Annotated in this window: 15 protein-coding genes and 1 tRNA gene; 14 read left to right on the top strand and 2 right to left on the bottom strand. The window is 60.2% G+C overall.

All coding sequences use genetic code 11. The annotated features are described in order from the left end of the window. Nucleotides 1-59: 59 nt before the first annotated feature. The 14 genes from rpoD (at nt 60) to BW979_RS06070 (ending at nt 19,043) form a co-directional block, all read left to right on the top strand. Nucleotides 60-1,907: an RNA polymerase sigma factor RpoD gene (rpoD, locus tag BW979_RS06135; protein ID WP_047228083.1), complete on the top strand. Its 1,848-nt coding sequence runs from the start codon at nt 60-62 to the stop codon at nt 1,905-1,907. Nucleotides 1,908-2,031: 124 nt separating this feature from the next. Next, nucleotides 2,032-5,775 (top strand): bifunctional diguanylate cyclase/phosphodiesterase, encoded by a 3,744-nt coding sequence (locus BW979_RS06130; protein ID WP_047228084.1) that lies wholly within the window; start codon nt 2,032-2,034, stop codon nt 5,773-5,775. 15 nt (nt 5,776-5,790) lie between these two features. Then, nucleotides 5,791-5,867, top strand: a tRNA-Ile gene (locus BW979_RS06125). Between the two features lie 478 nt (nt 5,868-6,345). Beyond that, a complete protein-coding gene (locus BW979_RS06120; RefSeq protein ID WP_047228100.1) occupies nt 6,346-7,776 on the top strand; it encodes an alanine/glycine:cation symporter family protein in 1,431 nt (476 codons plus the stop codon). A 199-nt stretch (nt 7,777-7,975) separates the two neighbouring features. Continuing rightward, nucleotides 7,976-8,437 carry an Lrp/AsnC family transcriptional regulator gene (locus BW979_RS06115; RefSeq protein WP_024779396.1) on the top strand — a complete coding sequence of 154 codons (462 nt, stop codon included), beginning with the start codon at nt 7,976-7,978 and terminating at the stop codon, nt 8,435-8,437. Nucleotides 8,438-8,648: 211 nt separating this feature from the next. Next, a complete protein-coding gene (locus tag BW979_RS06110) occupies nt 8,649-10,331 on the top strand; it encodes a flavin monoamine oxidase family protein (protein WP_076383427.1) in 1,683 nt (560 codons plus the stop codon). A gap of 12 nt (nt 10,332-10,343) precedes the next feature. Continuing rightward, nucleotides 10,344-11,138 (top strand): carbon-nitrogen hydrolase family protein, encoded by a 795-nt coding sequence (locus tag BW979_RS06105; RefSeq protein WP_047228102.1) that lies wholly within the window; start codon nt 10,344-10,346, stop codon nt 11,136-11,138. 55 nt (nt 11,139-11,193) lie between these two features. Continuing rightward, nucleotides 11,194-13,632: a pyrroloquinoline quinone biosynthesis protein PqqF gene (pqqF, locus tag BW979_RS06100; protein WP_076383426.1), complete on the top strand. Its 2,439-nt coding sequence runs from the start codon at nt 11,194-11,196 to the stop codon at nt 13,630-13,632. A 171-nt stretch (nt 13,633-13,803) separates the two neighbouring features. Then, on the top strand, nt 13,804-13,878 hold the full coding sequence (pqqA, locus tag BW979_RS06095) for a pyrroloquinoline quinone precursor peptide PqqA (RefSeq protein ID WP_003177660.1): 75 nt from the start codon (nt 13,804-13,806) through the stop codon (nt 13,876-13,878). 81 nt (nt 13,879-13,959) lie between these two features. Continuing rightward, the gene (gene pqqB, locus BW979_RS06090; protein ID WP_076383425.1) at nt 13,960-14,871 is read left to right on the top strand and encodes a pyrroloquinoline quinone biosynthesis protein PqqB; all 912 of its coding nucleotides are present in this window, start codon (nt 13,960-13,962) and stop codon (nt 14,869-14,871) included. Between the two features lie 211 nt (nt 14,872-15,082). Next, nucleotides 15,083-15,835 (top strand): pyrroloquinoline-quinone synthase PqqC, encoded by a 753-nt coding sequence (pqqC, locus tag BW979_RS06085; protein ID WP_047228105.1) that lies wholly within the window; start codon nt 15,083-15,085, stop codon nt 15,833-15,835. Further along, on the top strand, nt 15,832-16,107 hold the full coding sequence (gene pqqD / locus BW979_RS06080) for a pyrroloquinoline quinone biosynthesis peptide chaperone PqqD (protein ID WP_047228106.1): 276 nt from the start codon (nt 15,832-15,834) through the stop codon (nt 16,105-16,107). Before pqqC ends, pqqD begins: the two co-directional genes overlap by 4 nt. Then, nucleotides 16,079-17,248, top strand: a complete 1,170-nt coding sequence (gene pqqE / locus BW979_RS06075) for a pyrroloquinoline quinone biosynthesis protein PqqE (protein ID WP_076383424.1) — start codon at nt 16,079-16,081, stop codon at nt 17,246-17,248. The genes pqqD and pqqE overlap by 29 nt, the downstream gene beginning before the upstream one ends. Further along, the gene (locus tag BW979_RS06070) at nt 17,214-19,043 is read left to right on the top strand and encodes a S9 family peptidase (RefSeq protein WP_076383423.1); all 1,830 of its coding nucleotides are present in this window, start codon (nt 17,214-17,216) and stop codon (nt 19,041-19,043) included. Before pqqE ends, BW979_RS06070 begins: the two co-directional genes overlap by 35 nt. A 133-nt stretch (nt 19,044-19,176) precedes the next feature. Here the strand turns inward: BW979_RS06070 and BW979_RS06065 are convergent, their stop codons facing one another. Both BW979_RS06065 and BW979_RS06060 read right to left on the bottom strand, forming a co-directional pair. Beyond that, nucleotides 19,177-19,335: a YqaE/Pmp3 family membrane protein gene (locus tag BW979_RS06065; protein ID WP_038436734.1), complete on the bottom strand. Its 159-nt coding sequence runs from the start codon at nt 19,333-19,335 to the stop codon at nt 19,177-19,179. Nucleotides 19,336-19,667: 332 nt separating this feature from the next. After that, nucleotides 19,668-21,446, bottom strand: coding sequence for an acyl-CoA dehydrogenase C-terminal domain-containing protein (locus BW979_RS06060; RefSeq protein WP_076383422.1), 1,779 nt, complete (start codon nt 21,444-21,446; stop codon nt 19,668-19,670). Nucleotides 21,447-21,546: the final 100 nt, after the last annotated feature.

Raw genomic sequence — 21,546 nt, 5'->3', positions numbered from 1 at the left:
CTCAGGTATAATCCTCGGCTTGTTTTTTGCCCGCCAAGACCTTCAGTGGATAGGGTGTTATGTCCGGAAAAGCGCAACAGCAGTCTCGTATCAAAGAGTTGATCCTATTGGGTCGTGAGCAGGGCTACCTGACTTACGCGGAGGTCAACGACCACCTGCCGGAGGATATTTCAGATCCGGAACAGGTGGAAGACATCATCCGCATGATCAACGACATGGGGATCAACGTATTCGAGGTTGCTCCAGATAAGGATGCCCTTATGCTGGCCGACGCCGATACCGACGAGGCGGCCGCTGAAGAAGCGGCCGCAGCGTTGGCAGCGGTCGAGACCGACATTGGTCGCACCACCGATCCCGTGCGCATGTACATGCGTGAAATGGGTACGGTAGAGCTCCTCACGCGTGAAGGCGAAATCGAAATCGCCAAGCGCATTGAAGAAGGCATCCGCGAAGTGATGGGCGCAATCGCGCACTTCCCTGGCACGGTTGACCATATTCTCTCCGAGTACACCCGCGTAACCACCGAAGGTGGCCGCCTGTCCGACGTCCTGAGCGGTTACATCGACCCGGACGACGGTATCGCGCCGCCTGCAGCCGAAGTGCCGCCGCCGATCGACGCGAAAGCCGCCAAGGCCGACGACGACACCGATGACGACGACGCCGAAGCCAGCGACGACGAAGAAGAAGCCGAAAGCGGTCCGGATCCGGTCATCGCTGCCCAGCGTTTCGGCGCTGTGGCCGACCAGATGGAAATCACCCGCAAGGCGCTGAAGAAGCATGGCCGCAACAACAAGCAGGCAATTGCCGAGCTGTTGGCACTGGCCGAGCTGTTCATGCCGATCAAACTGGTGCCAAAGCAATTCGAAGGCCTGGTCGAGCGTGTCCGCGGCGCCCTGGATCGTCTGCGTCAGCAAGAGCGCGCGATCATGCAACTGTGCGTGCGTGATGCCCGCATGCCACGTGCTGATTTCCTGCGTCAGTTCCCTGGCCACGAAGTCGACGAAAGCTGGACCGATGCACTGGCCAAAGGCAAAAGCAAATACGCTGAAGCCATTGCCCGCCTGCAACCGGACATCATTCGTTGCCAGCAGAAGCTGACCGCGCTGGAGGCCGAAACCGGCCTGACCGTCGCCGAGATCAAGGACATCAACCGTCGCATGTCGATCGGTGAGGCCAAGGCCCGCCGCGCGAAGAAAGAGATGGTCGAAGCGAACTTGCGTCTGGTGATCTCCATCGCCAAGAAGTACACCAACCGCGGCCTGCAATTCCTCGATCTGATCCAGGAAGGCAACATCGGCCTGATGAAAGCGGTGGACAAGTTCGAATACCGTCGCGGCTACAAGTTCTCGACTTATGCCACCTGGTGGATCCGTCAGGCGATCACTCGCTCGATCGCCGACCAGGCCCGCACCATCCGTATTCCGGTGCACATGATCGAGACCATCAACAAGCTCAACCGCATTTCCCGGCAGATGTTGCAGGAGATGGGTCGTGAACCGACTCCGGAAGAGCTGGGCGAACGCATGGAAATGCCTGAGGACAAAATCCGCAAGGTATTGAAGATCGCCAAAGAGCCGATCTCCATGGAAACCCCGATCGGTGATGACGAAGACTCCCATCTGGGTGACTTCATCGAAGACTCCACCATGCAGTCGCCGATCGATGTCGCCACCGTTGAGAGCCTCAAGGAAGCGACTCGCGAAGTGCTCTCCGGCCTCACTGCCCGTGAAGCCAAGGTACTGCGCATGCGTTTCGGCATCGACATGAATACCGACCACACCCTTGAGGAAGTCGGTAAGCAGTTTGACGTAACCCGCGAGCGGATTCGTCAGATCGAGGCCAAGGCCTTGCGCAAATTGCGCCACCCGACGCGAAGCGAGCACCTGCGCTCCTTCCTCGACGAGTGATGTTAAAAACCCCCGGCCCTGCCGGGGGTTTTGTTATGTGCAGATAAAATCCCCCCGCTACGCCCCCCCGCCCTATTGCCCGTCTACACTCGAAACATCCTCCCCAAGCCATGACGAGACCGTGATGCCCAGACTGACGGCCGTGATTTTGCTGTCATTGATGAGCTGGACCGCAACGGCTGGCGCGCTGACGCTCACCGACGAAGAGCGCCGCTGGCTCAAGGACCACCCCGACCTGCGCCTGGGTGTCGACGCCTCCTGGCCACCGTTCGAATTTCGCGACGATCAGGGGCGGTATCAGGGCCTGGCCGCCGACTACGTGGATGTTATCCGCGAGCGGCTGGCTGTCACGCTCACGCCTATCGAGCCCGTCAGCTGGACGATGGTGCTGGAGCAGGTCGCACAGGGCAAAATCGATCTTTTACCCGGCATCATGTCCACGCCCGAACGTCAGAACTACCTGGCCTTCACCCGCCCATATCTGGACTTTCCCATCGTCATCCTGGCCCATCATGGCGGTGCAGAACCTCATAACCTTGAGGATTTGTACGGGCTGAAAATCGCCGTGGTGGAAAACTATGCGCCCCACGAACTGTTGCGCAACCACCATCCAGACCTGAATCTGGTGGCGCTGCCCAATGTCAGCTCAGCCTTGCAAGCCTTGGCCACAGATAAAGTGGATGCGGTGGTGGGCGACCTGGCTTCCAGTGTCTGGAGCCTGCGCCAACTCAAGCTTGACGGGCTCTATGTCAGCGGAGAAACACCCTATCGCTATCAACTGGCCATGGGCGTCCCCCGGGAGAACAGGATACTGGTGGGTATCCTGGACAAGGTGATAGCGGACATGAGCCCGGCCCAGATCAGCGAAATCCAGGAGAAATGGGTCGGCAATGTCCGAGATTACCGAAGGTTCTGGTCAGACCTGCTGGTTTACGGCTTGCCTGCGCTGCTCCTCTTGAGCGGTGTCCTTGCGGCGGTGATTCGCATCAATCGCCGCCTCAGCTCAGAGATCGCGCGACGAGTCGATCTGGAACAAGAACTGCGCAGCAGCGAATACCACTACCGCGGGCTGGTGGAGAGCCTTTCAGCAATTGCCTGGGAGGCAAGGGTCAGTGACTTCACCTACAGCTACGTGTCGCCTCACGCCGAAGATCTGCTCGGTTATCCCCTCTCCCACTGGCTGATTCCAGGGTTCTGGCGCAACATCATTCATCCTGCCGACCTGATTCGCGCCCAGAGCTATTGTGAGCATGAAGTGCTGGCGGGCCGGGACCATTGCATTGATTACCGCGTGATCACTGCTGACGGCCGCTGCCTGTGGGTGCGCGATATTGTCAGCCTGATCGAACACGGCCACGAACCGGTGATGCGCGGGCTGATGATCGACATCAGCGAAGCCAAACGCACCGAGGAAGCCCTGCGCCTCTCCGAGCAAAAATTCGCCTCGGTATTTCGTCAATGTCCGGACATCCTGGTGATAGCGCGCCTGATGGACGGTTGCCTGCTGGAGGTCAACAAAGCCTTCGAGGAGCAGATTGGCCTGAGCGCCGCAGAGGTGGTGGGCCAAACCGCGACCGAACTGAACATCTGGGGCATCCAGGACGTCGGCCCGGGCCTGCTGCAACGATTACAGGCCGGCAGTATCCGCAATCTGGAGATGCCTTTCCGTCGCAGCAATGGCCAGGTGTTCACCGGGCTGATCTCGGCCGAACCCTTCGACCTCGACACCACCCCAGCCCTGGTCGTGGTAGTGCGTGATATCAGCCAGCTCAAGGAAACACAGCAGCAGTTGCAGACTTCCGAAGAGAAGTTCGCCAAGGCCTTTCATGCCTCGCCCGACGGCCTGCTACTGTCCCGGCAAAGCGACGGCCTGCTGATTGAGGTCAACGAAGGCTTCAGCCGTATTACCGGTTTCAATAGCGCCTTGTCGGTGGACCGTTCCACCCTGGACCTGGGTATCTGGGTCAACCTCAATGAGCGCAAACAGATGCTCGACCAATTGCAACGAGACGGTTATGTCAGGGACTTCAGATGTCATATACGCCGTAACGATGGGCAGATAAGGCTCTGCGAAGTGTCCAGCCGCCCTCTGCCCATCGGCAACGAAGACTGCATGCTGACCATCGCCCGGGACATCACCGAACGCCACCTGATGCAGGAAAAACTGCAACAGGCAGCCACCGTGTTCGAAAGCACTGCCGAAGGCGTGCTGATCACCGATACACAACAGCACATCAGCGCGGTGAACCGCGCCTTCAGCGAGATCACCGGCTATAGCGAAACCGAAGCCTTGGGTCACACGCCGCGGCTGTTGGCTTCCGGCCTGCATGACAGTGCGTTCTATGCCGCGATGTGGCACCAGTTGACCGCCGAGGGACACTGGCAGGGGGAGATTTCCAACCGGCGTAAAAACGGCGAGTTGTATCCCAGTTGGCTGACCATCAGCGCGGTGCGTAACCGGGATCGGGAAATCACCCATTTCGTTGCGGTCTTTGCCGATATTTCCAGCCTCAAGCACGCCCAGGCCCGACTCGATTACCAGGCGCACCACGACCCGCTCACCGGCCTGCCAAATCGCACATTGTTCGAAAGCCGATTACTGACGGCGCTCAACAGCCAGCAGGAAGATGGCGGCCAGGGTGCGGTGCTGTTCCTGGACCTGGACCGCTTCAAGCACATCAATGACAGCTTGGGACACCCGGTGGGAGATCTGCTACTCAAGGGTATCGCCGTGCGCCTGCGCGAGCAGTTGCGCGATATCGATACCGTGGCGCGCCTGGGGGGTGACGAATTCATCATCCTGCTGCCAGGCCTGCAACAACCCAGCGACGCCGAACACATTGCCCAAAAACTGTTGAATTGCTTTGCCGCACCGTTCCAGGCCGGTGAACATGAGTTTTTCATCAGCGCCAGCATCGGCACCAGCCTGTACCCACAGGATGGCTGCGACGTCGCCACGCTGGTCAAGAATGCCGACGCGGCGATGTACCGCTCCAAGGCCAAGGGCCGCAACCGGGTTGAAAGCTACACCCGCGACCTCACCGCCCAGGCCAGTGAGCGGGTGGCACTGGAACACGAGTTGCGACGCGCCATCGAGCGCAACGAATTATCGTTGTCCTTCCAACCCAAATTCAGCCTTGCCGACAATCGCCTGGTGGGCGCCGAGGCGCTGATTCGCTGGACCCACCCCACATTTGGCGACGTACCGCCGGAGCATTTCATCCCGCTGGCCGAAGAAAACGGCATGATCCTGCAGATTGGCGACTGGGTACTGGAACATGCCTGTCGACAACTGTCCGAATGGAACGACGCCTACGAAAGCCTCGGCCCGCTGTCGGTCAACCTTGCCGGAGCCCAATTGCGCCAACCCAACCTGCTGGGGCGTATCGAACAGTTGCTGCGTGAGCACCACCTCAAGCCCGGCTTGTTGCAACTGGAAATTACCGAAAACTTCATCATGAGCCAGGCCGAAGAAGCCCTCGCGGTGCTGCACCAGCTGAAAAAACTCGGTGTGCAACTGGCGATAGACGACTTCGGCACCGGCTACTCCTCCCTGAGCTATCTCAAGCGTTTGCCACTGGACTTCCTCAAGATCGACCAGTCCTTCGTCCGTGGCCTGCCCGATGACCCGCACGACGTGGCCATCGTGCGGGCAATCATCGCGCTGGGCCGCAGTATGCAATTCACCATCATCGCCGAAGGCGTCGAGACCCTGGCCCAACAACAATTCCTGGCTGAAGAAGGGTGCGAACAGATCCAGGGCTACATCGTCAGCCTGCCCCTGTGCGCCGAAGAGTTCGCCGCAACGTTTCTTCGTATGACCGTATCGGATTTTTCGGATAGCACAGCCGAGAAACCGTCGCTATAATCCGCGGCCTACTGAGGGCCTATAGCTCAGTTGGTTAGAGCAGAGGACTCATAATCCTTTGGTCCACGGTTCGAGTCCGTGTGGGCCCACCATCTTGAAAGCCGCGCATTGCGCGGCTTTTGCGTTTTTGAGCGGCGAGACTGGGCGCACTGGCCAAAGGTCTTCATAAACAACCGCTGCGCAATAAGCACGTCATCCATGCGATGTATACCCGCCCAGCTATAGTGAATTTCGCCTATACCGGACGTTTAGAAGATCAAACTGGCAGTAGCACTCAACTGAACAGACATTGGGCAGCCCCTGAGGCTGATTAAGCACAACTCTCAGGGCGCCGAAAGTACCGCTCTGTAGTACAGTTGCGCCCGCCAGGGCCCGGCCACTGCCAGCGATAAAGGTCGGTTTAGCCCTCGAACGACTCGACGGTGCCATATGGCGGGTTTTCGGATCGGGAACGATCGGCGGCACCGAAACGTCCGAAGACGCGAAATCGGATGTAAAACCAGGCATAAACTGATCGCGGGACGCTCAAGAGAGCGATTCCGCCGATAATAAGAAATATAGGAGAAACAGATGGAATTCCTGCAAACGCTGTTTGGGTATGTCGACAGCCTCACGTGGGGGTGGTCGCTCATACCCATTCTCGTGGTCTTCGGAGTGTTCATCACGATCATGTCGGGTTTCGTCCAGTTCGAATTCTTCGGCCGGATGTTCCGCGTGCTGTCAGGGAAGAACCAGAACAGCGACCCCAATAACCTCAGCGCGCGACAGGCGCTACTCGTATCCGTGGGCGGCCGCGTGGGCGGCGGAAACATTGCCGGTGTAGCCGTCGCGATCACGCTCGGTGGGCCCGGCGCGGTTTTCTGGATGTGGTGCATCGCGCTCGTCGGCATGGCGACAAGTCTCGTCGAATGTACGCTTGCCCAGATCTACAAGCGCACCGACGGGGAGCACTCCTTCCGTGGCGGCCCAGCCGACTATATCCGGCACGGCCTCGGCTCGAACTACAACTGGCTGGCGATAGTTTATGCAGTCTGCCTGCTGGCAGCCTTCGGCCTTGGCTTCAATGCCTTCCAAGGCAACACTGTGGCCGGCGCGATGCAGGATTCGTTCGGGATCAGCCGCCTTGTGACCGGGGCACTCCTGGTGCTTGTCACCGGTTTTGTGATCTTTGGTGGAATCAAGCGCATCGCCAAGGCGGCCGATGTCGTGGTGCCCGTCATGGCGCTGGGTTACCTGGCGCTTGCCCTGATCGTCATCGTGATGAACATCGGTGAAATTCCGGCGCTCTTCGTACGCATCGTCTCTAGCGCCTTCGGCTATGAAGAAGCCATCGCCGGTGGCATGGGGGCTGCGATTGCACAAGGCTTGCGCCGCGGGCTGTTCTCAAACGAGGCCGGGCTTGGTTCCGCACCGAACGTTGCAGCCACAGCGCTGGTACATCACCCGGTCAGCCAGGGCATCACCCAATCGTTCTCGGTCTTCATCGACACGATCGTGATTTGCTCGTGCACGGCTTTCATCATCCTGCTGGGTGATGTCTATGTTGCCGGTGCTACAGGTATCGACGGTGTCGTACTGACACAACAGTCACTGGCCAGCCATTTTGGTGAGTGGTCGCGCTACGCGTTGACTCTGGCGATCCTGCTCTTCGCCTTCTCGTCCATCATCTACAACGTCTATCTGGGTGAGAACGCACTGGCGGCGATCACCAAATCCAAACCGGCCCTGCTGGTGCTGCGCGTGTTTATCCTGGGCTTGATTTTCCTCGGCGCCGCGGCCCCGAACGCCACCTCGGTGTTCTTCTTCTCAGATCCGATGATGGGCATTCTGGCACTGGTGAACCTGATTGCGATTTTGATGCTGTTCCCTACCGCGATACGGGTGATCAACGACTTCCGCGCGCAGTTGAAAGCCGGTGTGGCAAGGCCGGTCTTCGATCCGGAAAATTTCCCCGACCTCGATCTCGACCGCAAGGCATGGGATACCAATCGCTGGAAATGATCCCGGCCCGGTCGCAGCCTGGATTGGGCTGTGGCCGCATCTGAAACGGGCTGATGCCAGCATCGTCAAATTTGCGGATACTGCCACCATGACCAACGTCATGGTGGCAGGCATTCCCGAGCGCATCCCAATGGAGTAGGTGGCAAAGGCATGCGAGCCTGTAACATGCCAGCCACCGATATCCACGCCGGAGCCCATCTTGTCTGACACCCGCCCTCCCGTCCTCGACGAAATCGACCGCCAACTGATTGCCGCCCTGCAAATCAATGCCCGGGAAAGCGTCGCCATGCTCGCCCGACAATTGGGCATCGCCCGCACCACCGTGACTTCGCGGCTGGCGCGGCTGGAAAAAACCAAGGTCATCACCGGGTACGGCGTGCGTCTGGGGCAGCGGGTGATAGACGGCGGGTTACAGGCTTACGTCGGCATCAAGGTTCAACCGCGCTCCGGCAAGGACGTGCTGCGGCGCTTGAGTGCGATGGCCCAGGTCCAGCAACTGTGTGCGGTCAGCGGCGAATTCGACTATGTGGCCTGGCTGCGCACGGATTCACCGGAGCAACTGGATCAGTTACTGGATCAGATTGGCAGTGTGGATGGGGTGGAGAAAACCACCACTTCGATCATTCTCAGCAGCAAGATCGATCGAGGGCAGCCGGTCTAGAGGGAACCGCCCACTGCCCTTCACCAGAAGGCCATGCCCAGCAGATTCCGCCTCGTCACTACGACCAACCCACACATCAAAATGACTGATAACAATCCAGAACGACGACACATTGCGTCTTATTAACGTGTTTCACCCTCTCTAGAATGGCTGGCATCTTTCCTATACTCAGACGCGAAAGCCGCGTCGAGTCGCCCAATCAAGGTCAGCCATGAACAAGAACAATCGCCACCCAGCAGACGGCAAGAAGCCCATCACCATTTTCGGGCCGGACTTTCCTTTCGCTTTTGACGACTGGATCGAGCATCCCGCCGGCCTGGGCAGTATTCCCGCCCACAACCACGGGGCAGAAGTCGCGATTGTCGGTGCCGGGATCGCCGGTCTGGTGGCGGCCTACGAGTTGATGAAGCTGGGCCTCAAGCCGGTGGTCTACGAAGCGTCGAAAATGGGTGGGCGCCTGCGCTCACAAGCGTTCAACGGCGCCGAGGGTGTCATTGCCGAGCTGGGGGGGATGCGGTTTCCGGTGTCGTCCACGGCGTTCTATCACTACGTCGACAAACTGGGCCTGGAGACCAAACCGTTTCCCAACCCTTTGACCCCGGCCTCGGGCAGCACGGTCATCGATCTGGAAGGCCAGACCTACTACGCACAAAAGTTGGCCGACCTGCCAGCATTGTTCCAGGAAGTGGCCGACGCCTGGGCGGATGCGCTGGAGGACGGTTCGCGCTTCGGCGATATCCAGCAGGCGATTCGCGACCGCGACGTGCCACGCCTCAAGGAACTGTGGAACACCCTGGTCCCCCTGTGGGACGACCGCACTTTCTACGACTTCGTCGCCACGTCCAAGGCGTTTGCCAAACTCTCGTTCCAGCACCGTGAAGTGTTCGGCCAGGTGGGTTTCGGCACCGGCGGCTGGGACTCGGACTTCCCCAATTCGATGCTGGAAATTTTCCGCGTGGTGATGACCAATTGCGACGATCATCAGCATCTGGTGGTCGGTGGCGTCGAGCAGGTGCCCCATGGCATCTGGAAGCATGTGCCGGAGCGCTGCGCGCACTGGCCAGAAGGTACCAGCCTCAACTCCTTGCACCTGGGCGCCCCGCGCAGCGGTGTGAAGCGCATCGCACGCGCCGACGATGGCCGGTTCAGCGTGACCGACGTGTGGGACAACACCCGCGAATATGCCGCGGTGCTGGTCACCTGCCAAAGCTGGCTGCTGACCACTCAGATCGAATGCGAAGAGGCGCTGTTCTCGCAAAAAATGTGGATGGCCCTGGACCGCACCCGCTACATGCAATCGTCGAAGACTTTCGTGATGGTCGACCGGCCCTTCTGGAAGGACAAGGATCCGGAAACCGGCCGCGACCTGATGAGCATGACCCTCACCGACCGCCTCACCCGTGGCACCTATCTGTTCGACAATGGCGATGACAAGCCGGGGGTCATTTGCCTGTCGTACTCGTGGATGAGCGATGCGCTGAAAATGCTCCCCCATCCGGTGGAAAAACGCGTGAAGCTGGCGCTCGACGCCTTGAAGAAGATTTACCCCAAGGTGGACATCGCCGCACGGATCATCGGCGATCCGATCACCGTCTCCTGGGAAGCCGACCCGCATTTCCTCGGCGCATTCAAAGGTGCTCTGCCCGGCCACTATCGCTACAACCAGCGCATGTACGCCCATTTCATGCAGGACGACATGCCGGCCGAACAGCGAGGGATCTTTATCGCCGGCGATGACGTCTCATGGACACCGGCCTGGGTTGAGGGCGCGGTACAAACCTCACTCAATGCCGTGTGGGGAATCATGAAGCACTTCGGCGGTGAAACTCACCCCGAGAACCCGGGGCCAGGTGACGTGTTCGACGAAATCGGTCCGATCGCCCTGCCCGAATAAAAGGAGTTTTTGATGCGTGTAGCCCTTTACCAATGTTCACCGCTGCCGCTGGACCCGGCCGCCAACCTGCAACGCCTGCATCAGGTGGCGCTGGAGGCCAGGGGCGCCGATGTGTTGGTGTTGCCGGAAATGTTCCTGACCGGCTACAACATTGGCGTCGACGCGGTGAATGTATTGGCCGAGGTCTACAACGGCGAATGGGCGCAGCAGATCGCTCGCATCGCCAAGGCGGCCAGTCTGGCGATCGCCTATGGCTACCCGGAACGCAGCGAAGATGGGCAGATTTACAACGCGGTGCAACTGATCGACGCCCACGGCGAACGCCTGGCAAATTATCGAAAGAGTCACCTGTTTGGCGATCTGGACCACGCGATGTTCAGCGCTGGCGATAGCGAGCTGCCCATCGTCGAGCTTAACGGCTGGAAGCTCGGCTTTCTGATCTGCTATGACCTGGAGTTTCCGGAAAACGCCCGGCGCCTGGCCCTGGCCGGCGCCGAACTGATCCTGGTGCCCACCGCCAACATGCAGCCCTATGAGTTCATCGCCGATGTCACCGTGCGCGCCCGAGCCATCGAGAACCAGTGTTTTGTGGCTTACGCCAACTATTGCGGTCATGAAGGTGAATTGCAGTACTGCGGGCAAAGCAGCATCGCCGCCCCGGATGGCAGCCGCCCTGCCCTGGCCGGGCTGGACGAGGCCTTGATCGTCGGTGACCTGGATCGGCAACTGATGGAGGATTGCCGTGCGGCCTACAACTACCTGCATGACCGCCGCCCTGAGCTTTACGACGACTTGAACAAACACTGATTGAGAACGCTCCCTAATCCGCTAGCATGAGCGCTTCTCTGTTCTGGAAACGCTCATGTCGGCCGTCGATTCCTTCTGCCCCTACACTGAAACCCTGGCCAACGGCTTGCGAGTGACATTGCGCCATGTCCCCGGCCTCAAGCGCAGCGCTGCGGTGCTGCGAGTGGCGGTCGGCAGCCATGATGCGCCGCTCGCCTGGCCGGGACTGGCGCACTTGCTCGAACATCTTTTCTTCCTCGGCACTGAGCGGTTTCCCACAGAGCAGAACCTGATGACCTACGTGCAACGGCATGGCGGCCAGGTCAATGCCCGCACCAGCGATCGCACCACCGATTTCTTCTTCGAATTACCACCGGCTGCCTTTGCCGGCGGTCTGGAGCGACTCGGGGACATGCTCTCCCATCCGCGCCTGGATGAAACTGTCCAATTGCGCGAGCGAGAAGTGCTGCACGCGGAATTCATCGCCTGGTCTCAGGACCCCACGGCCCAGCGACAAGTGGCCCTGCACGAAGGACTGTCCGCAGCTCATCCACTGCGAGGTTTCCATGCGGGTAATCGCGACAGCCTCGCGGTGCAGCGGGCCGAGTTCCAAATGGCACTGCAAGACTTTTATCGAAGGTTCTACCAGAGCGGCCAAATGACGCTGAGTCTGGCGGGCCCGCAAAGCATCGAAGCCATGAAGGCACTGGCCGAGCAGTTCAGCGGCGATGTGCCTGCGGGTGAAGCGGTCACCCGACAGCCGGCGCCAGAGCTGATGGCATCGCACCAGTCCGGTTATCAACAGGTCAGCCCAGGACGTCTCGATCTGCTGTACGCCTTCGAAGGTTTGCCCGTCGCCTCGCCGCAAACCATGGATTTTCTCTGCACATGGCTGAATAACAGCAAACCGGGGGGCCTGCTCGCCACCTTGCGTCAACGCGGTCTGGCTGACAGCCTCAAGGCATCGGCGCTGTACGAGTTTGCCGAGCAGGCGCTGTTGCACATCGAGTTCAAACTCGACAACGATCACGCACTGAACGACATTCAGCCATTGCTGCACGATTGGTTGGGATTTTTCGCCGCCCAGGACGACTGGGCGCCCTTGCGCGATGAGTTCAGCGCCCGCCTGCAACGTCGGCAGGAGACCGCGACGGCGTTGCAACTGGCCCGTTGGGACAATGAAGAACGTGATGTTCAACTGTCGGAAAACGATCTGTCGCGGCTCAGGGAAATTCTCAAGCAATTGCACCCGGCGGAGCACGTCACCGGGCAATGGCAACTGCCCGCGCCCAACCCGTTCCTGCAAACGGCAAGCGAACCACCCCGTACCGGGTTGATACGCGGCCAGACCAGCGCCCATCGCGGTCTGCGCACCTTCGCCCAGGACCGCTCCCGGGGCCGGCGGGAACGTTCCCCCATGCAGTTCAGCCAAGGGCTGGCGGACAACACCTCGCAAGGCGCGGTGTATCTGCGCTGGCGCCTGGCGACGCTGCCCCCGCTCGACCTCTCGGCCAGGCTTGATCGGCACCTGCAGGATCTGCGTGAAGATGCGCAGCAGGCCGGCGTGGAAGTCACCTTTGAGCCCTGCGCCGACCAATGGCTGCTGAAGCTGGTTGGCCTGCAGGCACCGATGCCCTTGGTGCTCGAGCACATCCTGACGAAGCTGGGACAACCACTGCCGCCGGCGCCAGCGAAGAGCGAACCTGCACTGATACCGATTCGACACCTGTTGAAGGAGCTGCCGATTCATTGCCAGCAAAACTCCTCATCGTCAGCCTTGGCGCTGCCCGATCGCGACAACAGCGTGTGGACGACGGCGCATTGGGACGCACTGGCCATCGGTCTCTCGGCCGCCACCCAGGGAGCAATGGGCCCGGTGCTGGCCCGGGTGCCCGGCATTGCCGGCCAGCAAGCCCAACCGACCTCCCCTTGCCGGCAGCCGATCTGGCACACCCTTCAGACCCACGGCGACGAACAGGCCGTGTTGTTGTTTTGTCCCACGCCTACCCGAGCCCTGCACGACGAAGCCGCATGGCGGTTGCTGGCACAGCTGTGTCAAACACCGTTTTACCAGCGCCTGCGGGTCGAGTTGCAGTTGGGTTACGCAGTGTTCAGCGGTGTGAAGCAGATCGATGGGCAGACCGGTTTGTTGTTCGGTGTCCAATCACCCAGCGCCTCGGCGGCCCAGTTGATCGCCCATATCGACCAGTTCCTGAGCGGCCTGCCGGACCGTCTCCAGCAGCTCGACGATTCGACGCTGGCCAGTCAGCAGCAGGCCCTCGCCGCCCAGTTCCAGAGCGCCGCCCTACCCTGCGCCCAAGCGGCCGAACTGCTCTGGCAGCGCAAACTCGCTGGCCATCCGTCGGATTATCTAGAGCAATTGTCCGACGCCATCATGCGTGTGAATCGAGAACAGCTGATGGACGCCGTGGGGCATCTGACTAGCGCCGAAAGTGCACGCTACTGCCTGACCAATGGAGCCTGCCCTGGAGAGCCCTGGCACGCGGTGCCGTGATCATTACAGTCTGTGCAATGAGCTTTCTTGGAGAATTGCAGCCAACGAATATGTCAGATTTAGTAACATAGCCGCCTAAGCATCTGAACATCTCCCTTCGGAGGTGGACTATATGTATAGGTCTCAACCGACCCATCCTGATGACAGCATCCCACCTAAAGGAGTATTTCCATGTCTTGGTCCAAACCCGCATATATCGACCTGCGTATCGGTTTCGAAGTCACCATGTACTTCGCCAGCCGTTGATTGCTGCAGGCGGTTGAACGCGCAGCACAACGCCTCGGTCAGCCGGGGCGTTTTTTATTTCGGTTTGCAGATGGAGCGGCCATGTTTGTCCAGATTCTAGGTTCCGCCGCCGGCGGCGGTTTCCCCCAGTGGAATTGCAACTGCGCCAATTGCGCAGGTTTTCGCAACGGCAGCCTGCGAGCCCAGGCACGCACTCAGTCGTCCATCGCGATTTCCGATGATGGCGTGAACTGGGTGCTGTGCAATGCCTCCCCGGACATTCGCGCCCAGCTCCAAGGATTCGCCCCGATGCAACCGGGTCGGGCACTGCGGGACACCGGTATCGGCGCCATCATTCTGATGGACAGCCAGATCGACCACACCACCGGCCTGCTCAGCCTGCGCGAAGGCTGCCCGCATCAAGTCTGGTGCACCGACATGGTCCATGAAGACCTGAGCACCGGTTTTCCGCTGTTCAACATGCTGACCCACTGGAACGGCGGGCTGAGCTGGAACCGCATCGAACTCGACCAGCCGTTCACCATCCCGGCCTGCCCGAACCTGCGCTTCACTCCCCTGCCGCTGCGCAGCGCCGCGCCGCCCTATTCACCGCACCGTTTCGATCCGCACCCAGGCGACAACATCGGCCTGATCGTCGAAGACCTGCGCACCGGCGGCAAGCTGTTTTACGCCCCTGGCCTGGGCAAAGTCGACGAGCCTTTGCTGGAGATCATGGCCGGCAGCGATTGCCTGTTGGTGGACGGGACGATGTGGGACGACGATGAAATGCAGCGTCGTGGCGTCGGCAGCCGCACTGGCCGCGAGATGGGCCATCTGGCACAGAACGGGCCTGGCGGGATGATCGAAGTGCTGGAGCAACTGCCCGAGCCGCGCAAGGTCCTTATTCATATCAACAATACCAACCCGATCCTCGACGAAGACTCGCCCGAGCGGGCCGAGCTTGTACGTCGAAAGATTGAAGTGGCTTACGACGGAATGAGTATTGAGTTGTAGGACGGGCGCGACGATTGTGGGCGTGGGTGTGCGCTGTTTCAGCCAATCGCTGCTGGCTGATGAGACGCCATCGCGAGCAGGCTCGCCCCCACAGTAGTTTGAGTCGTACCGGATATTTCATGCGTTACAGATCGAGTGTGGCAGCGAGCCTGCTCGCGATGGGGCCAACCCTGACGCCACAGAATCCACGGGAATTGCCCGGAGAACCGCAATGACTGACACCCCCCTGTCCCCCGCCGAGTTCGAAGCGGCCCTGCGCGCCAAGGGTGCGTATTACCATATTCATCACCCGTATCACGTGGCGATGTATGAGGGCCGCGCCACTCGCGAGCAGATCCAGGGCTGGGTCGCGAACCGTTTTTACTATCAGGTGAACATCCCACTCAAGGATGCCGCGATCCTGGCCAACTGCCCGGACCGGGAAATCCGCCGCGAGTGGATCCAGCGCCTGCTCGACCATGACGGCGCGCCCGGCGAAGACGGCGGCATCGAAGCCTGGTTGCGGCTGGGTCAGGCGGTTGGCCTGGATCCCGATCAACTGCGCTCCCAGGAACTGGTGCTGCCGGGCGTGCGCTTCGCGGTGGATGCCTACGTCAACTTCGCCCGCCGCGCCTCTTGGCAGGAAGCCGCCAGCAGCTCCCTGACCGAAATGTTCGCACCGCAGATCCATCAGTCGCGCCTGGACAGCTGGCCGCAGCATTACCCCTGGATCGACCCCGCCGGCTACGAATATTTCCGCACCCGCCTGGGCCAGGCCCGGCGTGACGTGGAGCACGGCCTGGCGATTACCTTGCAGCATTACACCACCCGCGAAGGCCAGGAGCGCATGCTGGAGATTCTCCAGTTCAAACTGGACATCCTCTGGAGCATGCTCGATGCCATGAGCATGGCCTACGAATTGAACCGCCCGCCCTATCACAGCGTGACCGGGCAACGGGTGTGGCACAAAGGAATTACCTTATGAGTTTCGATCGCAGCAAGACCCCACGCTGGCGCCCCGGCTATCGTTTCCAGTACGAGCCGGCACAGAAGGGCCACGTGCTGCTCTATCCTGAAGGCATGATCAAGCTCAACGACAGCGCTTCGCTGATTGGCGGCCTGATCGACGGTGAACGGGATGTGGCCGCCATCATTGGCGAGTTGGCCAAACAGTTCCCCGACGTGCCGGAACTCGGTGACGACATCGAGCAATTCATGGAGGTCGCCCGTGCAGAGCATTGGATCGAACTTGTCTGACGCCACAAGCCTGCCGCCCAAGCCTGAAGTCGGCCTGCCGCTGTGGCTGCTGGCCGAGCTGACCTACCGTTGCCCGTTGCAATGCCCGTACTGCTCCAATCCGCTGGACTTCGCCGAACAGGGCAAGGAGCTGAGTACCGAGCAGTGGTTCAAGGTGTTTCGCGAGGCGCGTGAGATGGGCGCCGCGCAATTGGGCTTTTCCGGCGGCGAGCCGCTGGTGCGCCAGGACCTGGCCGAACTGATCGCCGAGGCGCGCAGGCTGGGTTTCTACACCAACCTGATCACCTCTGGCATCGGCTTGACCGAGCAGAAAATCAGCGATTTCAAAAAGGCCGGCCTCGACCACATCCAGATCAGTTTCCAGGCCAGCGACGAACAGGTGAACAACCTGCTGGCCGGTTCAAAGAAAGCCTTCGCGCAAAAACTGGAAATGGCCCGGGCGGTCAAGGCCCACGGCTATCCGATGGTGCTGAACTTCGTCACCCATCGACACAACATCGACAAGATCGACCGCATTATCGAGCTGTGCATCGCCCTTGAAGCCGACTTCGTCGAACTCGCCACCTGCCAGTTCTACGGTTGGGCACAGCTCAACCGCGTCGGCCTGCTGCCCACCCGGGAACAACTGGTGCGTGCCGAACGTATCACCAACGAATACCGCGCCAGACTGGAAGCCCAAGGGCATCCGTGCAAGTTGATCTTCGTCACCCCGGACTATTATGAAGAACGCCCCAAGGCCTGCATGAACGGCTGGGGCAGCATTTTCCTGACCGTCACGCCGGACGGCACCGCATTGCCCTGTCACGGCGCCCGTCAGATGCCCGTGCAATTTCCCAACGTGCGTGACCACAGCATGCAGCACATCTGGTACGACTCGTTCGGCTTCAATCGTTTCCGCGGCTATGACTGGATGCCCGAGCCGTGCCGCTCGTGTGATGAAAAAGAAAAGGACTTCGGCGGCTGTCGCTGCCAGGCGTTCATGCTCACGGGCGATGCGAGCAATGCCGACCCGGTGTGCAGCAAATCCGAGCATCACGGGATGATTCTTCAGGCTCGGGAAGACGCCGAGCATGCCACTCAGACGATTGAACAACTGGCCTTTCGCAATGAACGAAACTCACGCCTCATCGCCAAAGGCTGATTCTTTCAGCGCAGCCCAGGCCGTTGCGGCAGGCATCGACTTCGCTGAGCTGCAAGCCGGGCCCCTTGGACTGTTCTGGAATCAATACCGTCCCGAAGACGGTGCCTGCCGGATCTGGCATTGGCAGGATGCCAAGGCCCGATGCCTGACCCCGGACGGGTTCAGTGTCCGCAGCCGGGTTTATGAATACGGCGGCGGCTCGTTCTGCCTGAGCGACGACGGTGTGCTGTTCGTCAATGAGGCCGATCAGCAGGTGTATCACCAGTCGCTGGCCGGCGAACAACCCGTGGCGCTGACCTCAAGTGATTGTCGATATGGCGATCTTCACTTCGCTTGCGGCCAGGTGCTGGCGGTGGAGGAGCAGGCCAATCAGCATCGCCTGGTCTCGATCGGCCTGGCAGATCATCAACGACATCTGCTGGCCGAAGGTGCGGACTTCTATGCCGCGCCGACCTTGAGTCCGGATGGTCGACGACTGGCCTGGATTGAGTGGAGCCGCCCCCATCAACCGTGGACGTCAACGAGACTGATGCTGGCCGAGCGCAACGCTGGCACCTGGGACGAGCCGCGTTGCGTCGCGGGCAGCGGTCACGAGGAGTCTATTCAGCAACCGCGTTTTGATGATTCCGGTCGCCTTTATTGCCTGAGCGATCGTGGCGGTTATTGGCAGCCCTGGATTGAATCCGCCGACGACCTGGAGCCACTGCCCGCCGCCGAAGCCGATCACGCCCCAGCACCCTGGCAACTGGGCGGCTGTACCTGGCTGCCGCTGGGCGAAAGCGCTTACCTGGCGAGCTGGACCGAGGCGGGTTTCGGGCGACTGGGCCTCTGCCGCAGTGACGGCGTATCCGAGGATTTCACCGGCTCCTATTCGCGTTTTCGCAGCCTGGCACTCGATGAGCGGTTCATTTATGCCATCGCCGCTTCGCCAATCAGCCCGTCGGCGGTGATAGCCATTGAGCGGCAAAACCATGCAGTGGTGGTGCTCGCCGGTGGCGTTGCGCCGTTGCCCATCGAACACATCAGTCGCCCCCGGACCCTGCGCTATCCCTCGGCTTCCAGCCAAGCCTATGGGTTCTTTTACCCGGCCATGAACGCCGAAGAGAAGCCGCCATTGGTGGTGTTCATCCATGGCGGACCGACCTCGGCGTGTTATCCCATCTTTGATCCGCGCATCCAGTACTGGACCCAGCGCGGCTTTGCCGTAGCCGATCTCAATTACCGCGGCAGCAGCGGTTATGGCCGGGCCTATCGACAGGCGCTGTATTTGAATTGGGGGGTGGTGGACGTCGAGGATGCCTGCGCGGTGGTCACGTACCTTGAGGAACAAGGCTTGATCAATGGCCGTCGCGCGTTCATTCGTGGCGGCAGTGCTGGCGGCTACACGACTCTTTGCGCCCTGGCGTTCCATGACGTGTTCCGCGCCGGCGCCAGTCTCTATGGTGTCAGCGACCCCGTCGCCCTGGGTCATGCCACGCACAAATTCGAAGGCGATTATCTGGATTGGTTGATCGGCGACCCGCAACAGGACGCCGAACGCTACCGGGACCGCACGCCACTGCTGCACGCTGATCAGATCCGCACCCCGGTGATATTTTTCCAGGGTGAACTGGATGCCGTGGTCGTGCCGCAGCAAACACGCGATATGGTCGAGGCATTGCAGAACAACGGAATCGCGGTAGAAGCGCATTACTACGCCGATGAGCGCCATGGCTTTCGCAAGGCGATCAACCAGGCTCATGCGCTGGAACATGAATGGTTGTTCTATCGCAGGGTGATGGATGGCCCCCTATAGGGCAAATGCAAAACCAAATGTGGGAGCGAGCCTGCTCGCGACAACGGTGGATCAGTCCATGGAGATTTTGACTGGATCTACCGCTATCGCGAGCAGGCTCGCTCCCACAGGGGATTTGTGCAAACCAACAAATTCAGCGCTTGGCGATGATGTACACCGCATGCACGATACCCGGGATGTAACCCAACAGAGTCAGCAGGATGTTGAGCCAGAATGCCCCGCCGAAGCCCACTTGCAGAAACACACCCAACGGCGGCAGCAGGATGGCGATGATGATTCGAATGATATCCATGGATGACTCCTGATTGGCGATGGCCACATTGCCATATAGCACATGGACACCCGACCGCTCGTCAGGGTTCAGTGAGAAGCCATCCAGAAGGGATAAAGCGCGGGAAGATAAAAACGCGGACAAAAGAAAACCCCGCCGAAGCGGGGCTTTGCAGACTGTTTCCCTGACATCCATTTCGCTCCGCCATCCTGGCAGAATCCTACGTGTCCGTGTTTTTGCTTTGCGCATCCTGCGCGACGTCCATGTGAAGTAGATTAGCTCTGGATCCAATCAGCCGATAGAGGGAAAACGCCAGCACGGCGTGTAAGCATTTGCTTACACGCCGTCAGATTTCAAAACTGCCCAGCGTCCAGCAGGAACAGTGACTCGCTACCCGCCTTCACCGAGGCACTCAGGGAGTGGATGCGCGGCAGCAGACGGGCGAAGTAGAACCGCGCCGTGCCCAGTTTGCTCGCATAGAAATCATCCTGCGCTTCTTTGCCCAAGGCCGCCTTGGCCATCAGTGCCCACATATAGGCGTAGGCGGTGTAGCCGAACGCCTGGAGGTATTCCACCGAAGCCGCGCCGATTTCGTTCGGGTTGCTTTTCGCCCGGTCCAGCAGCCATTCGGTCAGCTCATCCAGCGTACCGACAGCGTCGTTCAACGGCTTGGTGAACTCGGCCAGATCACTGCTCGCGGTAGCCGTGAAGTGGCGGATTTCGTCAGCGAACAGCTTGTAGAACACCCCGCCACTGCCGACGATCTTGCGCCCTACCAGGTCCAGCGCCTGGATACCGTTGGTGCCTTCGTAGATCTGGGTGATGCGCACGTCACGCACCAGTTGCTCCTGACCCCATTCGCGAATGTAGCCGTGGCCGCCGAAAATCTGCTGGCCATGGACAGTGGTTTCCAGTCCCAGATCAGTCAGGAACGCCTTCGCCACCGGGGTCAGCAAGGCCACCAGATCTTCGGCACGCTTGCGGGTGGCCGGGTCTTCGCTGAACTTGGCGGTGTCCAGTTGCATCGCCACGTAGGTGGAAAATGCCCGGCCACCTTCGTTCGAAGCTTTCATGGTCAGCAACATCCGGCGCACGTCCGGGTGGACGATGATCGGGTCAGCGACTTTGTCTTTGTTCTGCGCACCGGTTGGCGAACGACTTTGCAGGCGGTCACGGGCGTATTCGATGGCGTTCTGGTAGGAGCGCTCACCGGTGGCCAGGCCCTGGATACCCACACCCAAACGCTCGTAGTTCATCATGGTGAACATCGCCGCCAGGCCTTTGTTCGGCTCGCCGACCAGATAACCCACGGCGTCGTCAAAGTTCATCACACAGGTGGCGGACGCCTGGATGCCCATCTTGTGTTCGATCGACCCGCAATTGGCCGCGTTACGCGCCCCCAGGCTGCCGTCGGCGTTAACCATGAACTTGGGCACCAGGAACAGCGAGATGCCTTTAGGGCCTGCCGGTGCGTCCGGCAACTTTGCCAGCACCAGGTGGATGATGTTTTCGGTGAGATCGTGTTCGCCGCCAGTAATGAAGATCTTGGTGCCGCTGACCTTGTAGGAACCGTCGGCCTGAGGTTCGGCCTTGGTGCGAATGATGCCCAGGTCCGTACCGGCATGCGGCTCGGTCAGGCACATGGAACCGGCCCAGACGCCGGCGTACATGTTCGGCAGGTAGGCTGCTTTCAGCTCTTCACTGGCGTGAGCATTGATCGACAGGCAAGCCCCGGCGGTCAGCATGGGGTACAGGCCGAAGGACAGGCTGGCGGAGTTGACCATTTCTTCGACCTGAGCCGAAACAGCCTTGGGCATGCCCATGCCGCCGTAGGTCGGATCACCACCGACACCGACCCAGCCGCCTTCAGCGTAAGTCTTGTAGGCCTGTGGGAAACCGGCTGGCGTGGTGACGGCACCGTCAGCCCAGTGGCAACCTTCTTCGTCAGCTGCACGGCTGAGGGGGGCAACGCTTTTGCTGGTGACTTTGCCGGCTTCCTCAAGGATCGCCTCGACGGTTTCAGCGTCTACGGTCTCGGCCAGCGCCGGCAGTTGAGCCCAGAGCTTCGCGACCTCGAACACTTCATTGAGGACGAAGCGCATATCGCGCAGGGGCGCTTTGTAGTCAGCCATGGCAAACCTCGCAAGATCTAAACAATTGGTTCGTAAGAAAACGGTTTTTGCAGTGGCCTGAGTGTACCCCAACAACTTTTGCGACACATAGGGTCAGCCA

The organism is Pseudomonas sp. A214 (genome assembly GCF_900156295.1).
GTDB classification, from domain to species: Bacteria; Pseudomonadota; Gammaproteobacteria; order Pseudomonadales; family Pseudomonadaceae; genus Aquipseudomonas; species Aquipseudomonas rhizophila.
Note: the sequence above shows the minus strand (reverse complement) of the source record. Positions and strands in the feature narration are given on the sequence as shown.

Bases quoted from the DNA above. Each gene is read 5' to 3' on its own strand.
- rpoD (WP_047228083.1), top strand. From the start codon at position 60: ATGTCCGGAAAAGCGCAACAGCAGTCTCGTATCAAAGAGTTGATCCTA.
- BW979_RS06130 (WP_047228084.1), top strand. From the start codon at position 2,032: ATGCCCAGACTGACGGCCGTGATTTTGCTGTCATTGATGAGCTGGACC.
- BW979_RS06120 (WP_047228100.1), top strand. From the start codon at position 6,346: ATGGAATTCCTGCAAACGCTGTTTGGGTATGTCGACAGCCTCACGTGG.
- BW979_RS06110 (WP_076383427.1), top strand. From the start codon at position 8,649: ATGAACAAGAACAATCGCCACCCAGCAGACGGCAAGAAGCCCATCACC.
- BW979_RS06105 (WP_047228102.1), top strand. From the start codon at position 10,344: ATGCGTGTAGCCCTTTACCAATGTTCACCGCTGCCGCTGGACCCGGCC.
- pqqF (WP_076383426.1), top strand. From the start codon at position 11,194: ATGTCGGCCGTCGATTCCTTCTGCCCCTACACTGAAACCCTGGCCAAC.
- pqqB (WP_076383425.1), top strand. From the start codon at position 13,960: ATGTTTGTCCAGATTCTAGGTTCCGCCGCCGGCGGCGGTTTCCCCCAG.
- pqqC (WP_047228105.1), top strand. From the start codon at position 15,083: ATGACTGACACCCCCCTGTCCCCCGCCGAGTTCGAAGCGGCCCTGCGC.
- pqqD (WP_047228106.1), top strand. From the start codon at position 15,832: ATGAGTTTCGATCGCAGCAAGACCCCACGCTGGCGCCCCGGCTATCGT.
- BW979_RS06070 (WP_076383423.1), top strand. From the start codon at position 17,214: ATGAACGAAACTCACGCCTCATCGCCAAAGGCTGATTCTTTCAGCGCA.
- BW979_RS06065 (WP_038436734.1), bottom strand. From the start codon at position 19,335: ATGGATATCATTCGAATCATCATCGCCATCCTGCTGCCGCCGTTGGGT.
- BW979_RS06060 (WP_076383422.1), bottom strand. From the start codon at position 21,446: ATGGCTGACTACAAAGCGCCCCTGCGCGATATGCGCTTCGTCCTCAAT.